Source organism: uncultured Aquimarina sp., from assembly GCF_947492965.1.
In the GTDB taxonomy this organism is placed as follows: Bacteria; Bacteroidota; Bacteroidia; order Flavobacteriales; family Flavobacteriaceae; genus Aquimarina.
The window spans coordinates 369470-380613 of the sequence record NZ_CANLOZ010000006.1; the positions used below are offsets into that span (position 1 = coordinate 369470).

Sequence of the window (11144 nt, forward strand, 5' to 3'; positions counted from 1 at the left end):
ATCCGTTTTTTGACAATGTATTTGTATACTTTCAACTTTAAAGAATAAATTTAAACATGTTTCAATCACGCACTTATTTAGAAAACTGGAAATTAATACTAATTACGTCATTATTTTTTATTGGTGTACATGCAAGTGGGCAGGAAAACAAGACCGCAAAGGGAGAAATAGTCATCGGAAAAGTAGATAGTTTATATTCTAAGGTATTACAAGAACATCGAGAGTTTTGGGTACATACTCCAGAAAAATATGATCCCTCGAAACGATATCCAGTAATTTATGTATTGGATGCTATTGGACATTTTCAAGCTGTTACGGGTATGTTGACGCGTTTGGATAAATGGCAAATGCCTAAATCTATTGTTGTCGGGATTAAAAACAAAGATGCAATTAGAGATTATACACCTACTAATGTAAAATCTTCGAGAAAACACAATACTGAAACCTCTGGTGGTGCAAAGAATTTTGCAAAGTTTTTAGATGAAGAATTACATTGTCTTATAACAGAGACTTATAGGACTGAGAGTAATGCTACGATTGTTGGGCATTCTACAGCAGGTTTATTTGTGATATATTCTTACCTACATAATGACAGTGTTTTCAATAATTTCATTGCTGTAGATCCAAGTCTTTGGTGGGATGATGAAGATTTGGTAAAACAATCAAGAAAACTCATCGATAAGAGAAATTATAAAGGCAAATCCTTATATGTGGCTGTTGCTAATAGTATTGGAGAACGCATGGATACAGTAAAAGTAAGAAGAGATAGAAGTGAAATAACGGAGCAGATTCGAGCAAACTTAAAGTTTCATGACGTTCTTGCAAAACGTAAAAAAGAGCTGGATTTTAAGTGGGAATATTTTAAGAATGAAGACCATGGAAGTATTGTAATCCCAGGACAGTATAATGGATTTAGAGCTGTTTTCTCATGGTTTCCGTTTAAAGAAATGTGGAGATTTAATACACCACAAGGGTATTCTGCAAAGGAACTAACAGAACCTTTCTATAAGCATTATAAAAAGTTGAGTTTTCATATGGGAAGAGAAATGAAACCAGACTGGCAACTCGTCAATGATATTGCTTCTTTTATGTTAGAGGGTCATGATTTTCCTGAGAAAGCTTTAGCGTATTTAAAAATGAATGTAGATTTCCATCCAGACAATTCCAATAGTTATGTAGCACTTGGTGATTTTTATGTAAAGGAAGATGAAAATGAGAAAGCTATTAAAAGCTATAAAAAAGCAATTGAGATAGATGGAAATGAAGAGGCTAAGAGAAAGTTAAAAAAAATAGAGAGAAATTGATGATACTTATTTTCGGAATCGTTGAATTTTACCTTTGGTAGCACTTCGCCATGCCCATTCTAAAGGACCAAAGTAGAATTTTTGTAACCAGAATTTGCTGATTAAGGATTGTATGATGATAAGAGCTACAGCTATGATGACCAGGTATACGGTTTGTAACTTACCGATAAGACCTAATCCCCATCCAAAAAGTAAAAAAGTACCGATTATGGATTGTAACACATAATTGGTAAGTGCCATTCGCCCGTATGACTCAAAAAAAGTAAAAAATCGATTCCATTTTTTGTTTGGGTAGAGTAAAAGAAAACTACAAAGAATAATAGCAGTTAATGCAATATTCGACCAATCAAAGATGTTTATGCCAATGACGTGTAGCCAACTTTTGAAATCTACGGGTTGCGGAGAAATGGCAAATATACCTGCTGTAAGCGCAAGAGCAATAAAGAAAAATATGGAGGCTCGTTTCAGCCATTTTCTAAGTGAGGGTCTTTTCTCTGTTATAGTCTGAAATAGTGCAATTTTACCCAACCATAACCCTATGAGGAAATAACCAAATGTCATATAAAATCTTGCAAATAAACTGATCTGAAAATCCATTTTTTGAAGCATTCCTTGCGTACCGTTAGTTATAAAAACCTCGGTAATACTTCCTTCTTTCAATGTAGCGATATATGCCAAATTAGTTGGACTGTTCCCATCCATAATAGAAGGAAATCCGAAGGCGCTTTCGTTTCCTAAGATGGCAAAAGCAATAAATCTTGGAATACTGATTAAAAACAATCCAGATACCAGTAGAATCCATTTATTGGATACGCGATAAAATGGAATTAAAAAAGGAGCTAATAAAGCATATATCGTTAGAATATCACCTTTGTAAAATAATTGATGGATATAGCCTATGATCAGCAATAAAAAAGCTCTCCATAAAAAGCGTAACCCAAAATTTTCATTGCGCTGTGATGCGGAGTTCATCTGGATAAAGAAGCTAAGCCCAAAAAGGATCGAAAACAACGCAAAGAATTTACCAACAATAAAAAAACCTATAATTCCTCCTAAAACTTGATCAAAAACAGAGTTAGTTACTTCCATAAGGCTTTCTGAAGGAGCCGAAGCTATATATTGCTCATTCATATGAACTAAGCAGACACCAGCCAATGCAAAACCTCGTAAAGCATCGATTACTATTATTCTATTTGAAGTCTTATTTTCCAATAGGAATAAAGTTAGCCTATTGTTACTTTTTATACAATGTAGAAAAAGTTAAAATGTATTAATTATCAAGGATTTATTGGTGAGAATTTGTGCTCTAAAGGTAAATTGTTAATTAATTTTACAATGGATTTAACAGATTTTGAAAGTAATACTATTATTTTTATAATCCATAAAAATTATTTATGCCATTCATAAAAATAAAAATTGCTAAATTTTTGATTATTTCAGGTTTTCTTTTGAATACCTGTAATTATGTTGGCAATTTGTTTGACTTTTATGGAGGAGATAGCGCTGCTATCAGCTATGCAATTGATGATACCGAAGAAAAATCTGAATCCAATGAGAAAGACGGATCTGAGAAAGAAGATCTGAAAGAAAAAGATAAGATTTCTCAGTATGCAGATAGTAAGCATACAGGTATATCCTATTATAGTATAAAATACTACCCAGATCTGATATATGAAAATTTATCAGTATATCTAGAATATACAACTCCACCACCGGAATTGGGGTAATGTAAACCACACACTTAGGTCGAATAAAACGTATTATTTGACTGAGAAAATCAATTTTTCAATTTTTTAAAAAAATGTAACGATTGTTAACTTCGTTACTTATTATGTTATGAGTAATTCAAAATTATTTCAAAGTTTAAAATCAGACATACCAGCTAGTATTGTCGTGTTTTTTGTGGCGCTACCCTTATGTTTGGGTATTGCCTTGGCTAGTGGTGCTCCTTTATTTTCGGGGTTAATTGCCGGAATTGTAGGAGGGATCGTAGTAGGAGCTATTAGTGGTTCTCAAATCGGAGTAAGTGGACCAGCGGCTGGTCTTGCGGCAATCGTTTTTGCAGCAATTGTTTCTCTTGGATTCGAAGATTTTTTAGTTGCTGTTGTATTAGCGGGAGTTATTCAAATTTTATTCGGAGTTTTAAAAGCTGGTGTTATCGGGTACTTTTTTCCTTCTTCTGTGATCAAAGGAATGTTAACAGGTATCGGTATTATCATTTTTCTTAAAGAGATCCCTTATTTCTTCGGTTATATTCCTCAAAAAGGAGAAGGGTTATTTGCACCGATATACAACTCATTACTAAATATCAGTATGGGTGATACACTAATTGCAGTAATAGGTTTAGGTATTTTATTATTATGGCAAAATGTACTATCTAAAAAAGGTAAGATCTTTCAATTAGTACAAGGACCTTTAGTAGCTGTAGTTTTAGGAATCATATTTTATGTAGTCTTCGGAGATTCAGGAAGTTTAGCAATTAGTACAGATAACCTAGTAAATGTTCCAGTTCCTGCAGATGCAGATTCTTTTTTAGCACAGTTTACTATGCCAAATTGGGAAGTAATTACCAAAACTGAGATCTATGTTACCGCGTTTACTATTGCACTGGTTGCAAGTTTAGAAACCTTGCTTTGTGTAGAAGCAACAGATAAGTTAGATCCACAGAAAAGAGTAACACCAACTAATAGAGAGTTAATTGCGCAAGGAGCAGGTAATGTAATATCAGGATTAATCGGAGGACTTCCAATTACACAGGTAATCGTTCGTAGTTCTGCAAATATTCAATCTGGTGGTAAATCCAAAATGTCTGCCATTATTCATGGGTTTTTCTTATTGATTTCAGTAATGTTAATTCCAACCTTGCTTAATAAAATTCCACTTTCTGTATTAGCAGCAATTCTACTTTTAGTAGGGTATAAATTAGCAAAACCTTCTACGTTTAAAAACATGTGGACTGCTGGATGGAAGCAATTTGTTCCTTTTATCGTTACAGTAGTATTTATCGTATTTAAAGACCTTTTATGGGGAATAGGAATTGGACTTGCGGTAGGAATTGTAATTACACTTATAAAAAGTTACCAAAACTCTCACTTTCTTCATAAAGAGGAAAGCGAAGGCACTTCTAAAATTAAAATGACCTTGGCAGAAGAGGTTACTTTTTTCAATAAGGCAACGATATTAAAAGAGCTAGATGCTTTACCACAAAATTCTTATTTGGAATTAGATGTGACAAAAACAACCTATTTAGATCATGATGTGATCGAAATATTGGATGATTTTAAAGAAAAAGCAAAAAACAGAAATATCACAGTAAAGTTAATATCCCAAAGAGGTATAGAGGAAAATCCTGAAAGTTATATTGACTTTTTTAAGTTAAGACCAAAATTAAATTAATAAACTAAAAAAGTAGGAAATAACCTTATTGATGAATGATAAGATCATTGTTATTTTTAGGGAAATTTCTTTTAACATAAAAAATATTAAAAAAAGAACATATGAAAGCACATACTAAAGATACACAAGCGGCAATAACGCCACAAATAGCATTACAATTGCTTAAAGAAGGAAACCAAAGATTTCAGGAAAAGCATATGGCAGATAGAGATCTTTTGGATCAGGTAAATGATACCAAATCAGGGCAGTTTCCTTTTGCTACGATTCTTAGTTGTATAGATTCTAGAGTGTCTTCCGAGTTGATTTTTGATCAAGGAATAGGAGATATTTTTAGCGCTAGAGTAGCAGGTAATTTCGTAAATGAGGATATTTTAGGAAGTATGGAATTTGCTTGTAAGCTAGCAGGTACTAAATTAGTTTTGGTACTTGGTCATACAGCATGTGGAGCTGTAAAAGGAGCGTGTGATGATGCGAAACTAGGAAATCTTACTGCGTTGTTAAGTAAGATTAAACCAGCGGTAGCAGCGGTAACAGAACCTGCAGATCCAGCAGAAAGAACTTCTAAAAATATTGATTTTGTGAATGAAGTTGCAGAGCAAAATGTGAATATGACGATCCAAAACATAAAAGACCAAAGTGAAGTGCTTAAGGAAATGGAAGAAAAAGGTGAGATTATGATTATTGGAGGAATGTATGACATTAGCAATGGAAGTGTAACATTTTTCGAAAATTAAATAAGATATATATCTTCTAATAGAACCGGCATTCGTAAATAAATGCCGGTTTTTTGTTTTATTTTAATAGTTTTACATTAGACATTTAAACTTCTAGGAAATAATATACGTGTAATGAAAGGATTTTTTAGCAATTTTAAAGGAGATGCTTTTGGGGGATTAACTTCTGGTATTGTAGCATTACCATTGGCTTTAGCATTTGGAGTTTCATCTGGATTAGGACCTACAGCAGGATTATACGGAGCTATTTTTATCAGTTTCTTCGCTGCCTTATTCGGAGGAACCAATACGCAAATCTCTGGTCCTACAGCACCAATGACTGCTGTAAGTATGGTGGTGATTGCAGGAATTATTGCAGCTAATGACGGTAGTGTAGAAAAAGCATTACCAGCCATCCTTACGATCTTTTTATTATGCGGATTGATACAAATCTTGTTAGGAGCCATCGGAATTGGGAAATACATTAAATATATTCCATATCCAGTAGTTTCTGGATTTATGACTGCGATTGGAGTGATTATCTTGTTAACGCAAATATTACCATCTGTCGGATATTATCCTAAAGAAGATGTTGAGTTTGTTTCAAAATTCAAAATAGAAGCAGAAGAGGTAATCCTAAAGAACATTTTACAAGAAGAAGCAGGTAAAGGTATTTTGGTGTTAGAAGATTTTAAACAAACCATTACCAAAGCCGAAACAATTTCGGAAGCTGATATCTTAAAAGAATCTCAAACATTAGCAGGAAAAGAAACCTCTGGTGCTTTAGGAGCTATTAAAGCACTACCGAGAGCTTTACAAAATATTAATTGGTTAGAGTTACTATTAGCGCTGGGAACCATTTTTATCATTTATGGTTTTAAACGAATTACAAAAGCGATACCTAGTACATTAGTCGCATTGGTAGTCATGTCAGGAATTGCCTATGGTTTTGGGTTAGATTATCGACCTATAAAGGAGATACCAAGTGGTTTACCCATTCCAAGATGGGAAATATTTACAGGATTTAGTCTAGCTAGTGTTACACCCTATATATTTACAGCATTTACATTAGCATTATTAGGAGCGATTGACTCTTTACTAACGAGTGTGATTGCGGATAATATGACCAAAACCAGACACAAACCTAATAAAGAATTGGTGGGACAAGGTATTGGTAACGCCATAGCATCATTATTTGGAGGTATTCCTGGAGCGGGAGCGACGATACGAACTGTGGTAAATATCAATGCGGGTGGTAAAACCAAATTATCCGGAATGATTGCAGGATTGGTATTATTTGTAGTAATGCTGGGATTAGCACCTGTAGCTTCTAAAATACCTGCTGCTGTACTTGCGGGAATCTTAATTACTGTAGGAATAGGTGTCATGGATTATAAAGGACTAAAAGCAGTACCAAGTATGCCAAAAGACATCAAATTAGGACCTATTAAGGTAAGTTCTGAAGTATTGATCATGTTTGTGGTATTGATCTTATCTACTTTTTGGAATTTGGTGTATGCTGTAGGTATTGGATTGGTGATAGCTTGTTTGATGTTTATGAAAAAAATTGGGGATCTTACAGCAGAACGATCGGATGTAAAACCGCTTAAAGAAGAAGCCTGGAGTGATGAGAAAAACTTTCCGGAGAAGTTGAAAGAAGAAGTGTTTATCAAGCATCTAAAAGGACCATTGTTCTTTGGATCTACGAGTGACTTCCAGAATTTGGCAGCGCAGATTCCGGATACGTCTAAAGTAGTGATCGTACGATTGGCCAAAATGCAGTACATGGATCAATCGGGATTATATACGATGGAAGAAATCATCCTAGGACTCCAGCAAAAAGGAATTAAAGTACTGTTTGTAGGCTTGGCAAAGCAACCAAGATATATGATGGAGCATATCGATATTGTGCCTGATTTGGTACCTGAAAATTATATATTCGAAGACTTTGATTCGTGTTTAGAATACATTCAGAATAATGTGAAGGATACGGTTTAAAAAGTTATCCTAAACTTGTGTACTTTCCTCAGAAGTTGTGTTGTTGTCTTTTAGGATATTCGGTAAAATGGCTGGAGCCAAACTTTTTACAGGAGCATACAAAATCGATGCATCCAAGGTTTCCTGTTTTATGATTTTTAAGGATCTGTTGGCAGCGTCGATAAAGATAATGACCACACTGGCAATAAAAGCAAATTTTAATACGCCAAAAGCAGCGCCCAACAACTTATTAAGTATCCCTAAGGAAGCAAAATCGGCAATTTTGGTCAGTAGTTTTCCTGCCAAAGAGATGAGAATGACAACACCGATAAATGTAATCGCAAAGGCGGTTAATTTAAGCGCTCCATCGCTCCAATCCACATGTTGCGCTAGATAATCACCTACATAATAAGAAAAATGCACAGAAATATAAATACCAGCCACTAGCGCCACTAAGGAGGCTAAGGAAACAAATAAACCTTTGCTAAACCCTTTGATAAGTCCCCAAAGAAGTAAAATGCCAAGAATAATATCAATATAATTCATCGATGTGGTTTCTTTAGACGAATATACTGTTTTCTATTAAAATTCGTATCAACCATTTTTTTGGTATACATCTTTACATAGGTAGTTTTCAAAGTCAAAAGGTATTCTCACGGATTACAAATCCGCTAGATTACAATTTTGTCATTCCGCACTTGATGCGGAATCCATTTACAGAATGTAAGGCCGATGTCATTCGTAACTGATTAGCACTAGTGTGAGTGCATTGAGGTAATTTACACGTATTACAAATCCGCTAGATCACAGTTTTGTCATTCCGCACTTGATGCGGAATTTATTTGCGTAATGTATGGTGTATGACACTCGTCACAGACGAGCGCTAGTGTGAGAACAGATGAACTATAGAAATTGTTGCGGGTAGTTTTATTCAAGTATTCGTTTTTTTAAATCCATTCTTTCATGCAAAATCCTTATGATTTCTACATAATTTTCGTCCGTAGTTCGATAGAAAATAATATGTCGATTTGCTTTTGCTCCATAGAGATTTTTAGTAATTCCCTGGTAGTTTTTTCCTAAATCTGGATTATAAGCTATTTCTTGGCAATTGGAAATCAACATTTCATAATATTTGTCGGCTTGTTGTTCTGACCAAACCTCTAAAGTATAATCCCAAATTTTTGATAAATCCTCAACCGCTTTATTGGTCAGTTTGAATTTAGCGATTCGATTGTTTTCTTGCTTTTAGAGATTTAAGATGGTCTTTGGGGTTAAAATCATGAGCAATTCCACTGTCAATTCCTTCTTGAATAGCATTTTTTAGGGCTGCAGCTTTACTTTCCTCTTCTTCTAAAAGTCTAAGTCCTGCACGAATTACTTCACTTACATTTTTAAACCGTCCTTCCTTAATTCTACTCTGAATAAACTGATCAAAATAATTTCCAAGTGATATTGATGTATTTTTACTCATTTTAGCATTATTTATTTCAAAAATACCAAAAATTGGTAAAAAGGGCAAATTTGGTGATTATCCACAACGGTAAATATAACGGACATAGTTGTCCAAAAGGGTAATTATGTTTGTGGGGTAGCGTTTATTCTGTCTACCTTAAAACAGTATGATCATCTTCTATTTTGGAGGTGTGCCTGAACCAATAGTAGCTTCTAAAAACCATACTTCTGTATAACTTCCATTTTCATATTGCTTAGCGATATCACCACCATAAGTTGCTGCACCGGTATGCCAAAGCATATTTTTTTCAGGATCTTTTCCATTGGTTTGATTATAAACGCCTTGTTTAAAATAAACCAACTCTCCTTTATATGCTGTGGCTCGTTCTATTCCGTCTCGGCCAATAGGCACAAATATGTTCTTAACCTGTTCTGGCAAATCGGAGCGTTTGGTATATTCAGACGAGATAAGATTTTTAGTAAATGTTTTGGTTGTATGGCTATCGCTTTTAAAGGTAAGATACATGATGCCTTTATATACGTTTACTTCATAACTAATTTTTTCTCCTAATGCTATACCATCCTCTGGTTCGGCAGGAAACTCATCTTTTGCTGTTCCCACGACAGACATATCATATCCCCAAACGGCACTAGAATAATCCCATCTTCCTGAGTTGTCATCACCTTCGGTGTTGATTTCATAATTCCAAAAAACGGAACCTTTGGTATGGCCGGGAAATTTCTTGTAAAATATTTTTAAGGGTTCATTTTCATGTCCTTCGCCACTATGAATCTGGCCAATCACCGTAGAATAGGAAGCGGCAACTCTGGCATCGCCAGAAGTAGAAACATGCATAACTTTACATGTACCTGTTAGTTTACCGCCTTCTTCGGGTGTCCATTCTCTTTTTTCCTGTAATTCCGTTCTTGTATTACTAGAGTTTTTAGAAGTGACTCCAGAGTTTGGCGCTTTATATACCACCCAAGGCCCTGCGCTATCCATAGCAGTATAGAAAAAATCTTTTTCCTCAAACTTATCGAGATCTTTTACATGCTTTCCATTTCCAAGAAGTATTTTAAATTTATCCATAAACGGAATTACATCACTTGGGTATGTAATTTTTTGAGGTGGAGCAGAGGCTTCTTCTTTAGTAGCACTATTACTCGTATTCAAACAACTATATAGTGAGATGAATGCAGTAAGCATTAAAAAAGCTGTTAGTAGGTTGATGTTTTTTTTATTCATTGTTTAAATTTTTTTAAAGTGCATTTTTTTAAAACACAACATCCATCGCCAGCGCCCGAATCCCACCATTTTGTCATTCCGCATTGGATGCGGAATCTATTTACATCATGTAAGGTTTATATCTTATCACTAACGAACGCTAGCGCCCGAATCCTTTCGGGTGCCACACATGCTGCATACGTTATAAAAATCTCATCGCCAGCGCCCGAATCCCACCATTTTGTCATTCCGCACTTGATGCGGAATCTATTTACATGGCGTAGGTTTATGTCTTATCACTAACGAACGCTAGCGCCCGAATCCTTTCGGGTGCCAAGCATGCTGCATACGTTATAAAAATCCAGTGTTGTCTATTCCCAACACAGTATGATCATCTTGAAAGTTTCTAGCGCTACTATATTTCCAATCGATTGGATTAGTAACAAAACCACTTTCTACCGGATTATTATGAATATAATTTATCTTTTGCTTTATGACAGCTGGACTCCATAACTCTATAGGTTGATTATGATGCTGCCAAAATTGATATTTGGTAACGTTTGACTGTTTTTTAGCAGCGCGCTCAAACATCCATAACATCCATTCTTTTCTGCTTTCTTGAGGATTATTCGATATGCATTCAACAACTTTATTAGATGTGTATCGTTTAAAATCCCGTAATAACTCCATCGGTTGTTCTTGCGAAGAACGGAAAATAAAATGCACATGACTTGGCATAAAGCAATAAGCATACATTTCCATACCTTTTTCTTTTCTACAATAGCTTACACTTTCTGCTAGCACATCAAAATATAATTGTCTGGTAAAGACATCTATCCAATATACTGTGGCAAAGCTTACAAAATATAATCCTGACGCATTATGAAATTTGTATTTCCTACTCATAATGTCTAAAAGTAGTTAAAATACGCATACATAATTTTTTAAACCTATTTCGGTATACTTTTCTTACTCTTATGTGGCACCCGAAAGGATTCGGGCGCTAGCCCTTAGTTTAGCATTGTTATTCACATAGAGTTATCTTAACGAAGTTAATAATGCTGTAAGTGATTGATT

11 protein-coding genes are annotated in these 11144 nt (G+C 34.8%); 5 read left to right on the forward strand and 6 right to left on the reverse strand.

What is annotated here, in order from left to right:
• Positions 1 to 56: 56 nt before the first annotated feature.
• A complete protein-coding gene (locus Q1B37_RS17480; protein ID WP_299900693.1) occupies positions 57 to 1304 on the forward strand; it encodes an alpha/beta hydrolase-fold protein in 1248 nt (415 codons plus the stop codon).
• Between the two features lie 6 nt (positions 1305 to 1310).
• Here Q1B37_RS17480 and Q1B37_RS17485 read toward each other — a convergent pair whose 3' ends face one another.
• The gene (locus Q1B37_RS17485; RefSeq protein WP_299900695.1) at positions 1311 to 2516 is read right to left on the reverse strand and encodes a DUF418 domain-containing protein; all 1206 of its coding nucleotides are present in this window, start codon (positions 2514 to 2516) and stop codon (positions 1311 to 1313) included.
• A 182-nt stretch (positions 2517 to 2698) separates the two neighbouring features.
• On the opposite strand from Q1B37_RS17485, the gene Q1B37_RS17490 reads away from it, so the two are divergent.
• The 4 genes from Q1B37_RS17490 (at position 2699) to Q1B37_RS17505 (ending at position 7411) form a co-directional block, all read left to right on the forward strand.
• Positions 2699 to 3031 carry a hypothetical protein gene (locus Q1B37_RS17490; protein ID WP_299900698.1) on the forward strand — a complete coding sequence of 111 codons (333 nt, stop codon included), beginning with the start codon at positions 2699 to 2701 and terminating at the stop codon, positions 3029 to 3031.
• A gap of 109 nt (positions 3032 to 3140) precedes the next feature.
• Positions 3141 to 4700: a SulP family inorganic anion transporter gene (locus Q1B37_RS17495; RefSeq protein ID WP_299900700.1), complete on the forward strand. Its 1560-nt coding sequence runs from the start codon at positions 3141 to 3143 to the stop codon at positions 4698 to 4700.
• 101 nt (positions 4701 to 4801) lie between these two features.
• On the forward strand, positions 4802 to 5434 hold the full coding sequence (locus Q1B37_RS17500) for a carbonic anhydrase family protein (RefSeq protein ID WP_299900702.1): 633 nt from the start codon (positions 4802 to 4804) through the stop codon (positions 5432 to 5434).
• A 114-nt stretch (positions 5435 to 5548) separates the two neighbouring features.
• Positions 5549 to 7411 carry a SulP family inorganic anion transporter gene (locus tag Q1B37_RS17505; RefSeq protein WP_299900704.1) on the forward strand — a complete coding sequence of 621 codons (1863 nt, stop codon included), beginning with the start codon at positions 5549 to 5551 and terminating at the stop codon, positions 7409 to 7411.
• Between the two features lie 9 nt (positions 7412 to 7420).
• Here Q1B37_RS17505 and Q1B37_RS17510 read toward each other — a convergent pair whose 3' ends face one another.
• The 5 genes from Q1B37_RS17510 to Q1B37_RS17530 all read right to left on the reverse strand — a co-directional run bounded on the left by Q1B37_RS17510 (position 7421) and on the right by Q1B37_RS17530 (position 10973).
• Positions 7421 to 7936: a CvpA family protein gene (locus Q1B37_RS17510; protein WP_299900706.1), complete on the reverse strand. Its 516-nt coding sequence runs from the start codon at positions 7934 to 7936 to the stop codon at positions 7421 to 7423.
• Positions 7937 to 8317: 381 nt separating this feature from the next.
• Positions 8318 to 8617, reverse strand: coding sequence for a type II toxin-antitoxin system RelE/ParE family toxin (locus Q1B37_RS17515; RefSeq protein WP_299900725.1), 300 nt, complete (start codon positions 8615 to 8617; stop codon positions 8318 to 8320).
• The gene (locus Q1B37_RS17520; protein WP_299900708.1) at positions 8610 to 8861 is read right to left on the reverse strand and encodes a type II toxin-antitoxin system ParD family antitoxin; all 252 of its coding nucleotides are present in this window, start codon (positions 8859 to 8861) and stop codon (positions 8610 to 8612) included. Before Q1B37_RS17520 ends, Q1B37_RS17515 begins: the two co-directional genes overlap by 8 nt.
• A 159-nt stretch (positions 8862 to 9020) precedes the next feature.
• Positions 9021 to 10088, reverse strand: a complete 1068-nt coding sequence (locus tag Q1B37_RS17525; protein WP_299900710.1) for a polysaccharide lyase family 7 protein — start codon at positions 10086 to 10088, stop codon at positions 9021 to 9023.
• A 330-nt stretch (positions 10089 to 10418) separates the two neighbouring features.
• The gene (locus tag Q1B37_RS17530) at positions 10419 to 10973 is read right to left on the reverse strand and encodes a transposase (protein WP_299900712.1); all 555 of its coding nucleotides are present in this window, start codon (positions 10971 to 10973) and stop codon (positions 10419 to 10421) included.
• Between the last annotated feature and the right edge of the window lie 171 nt (positions 10974 to 11144).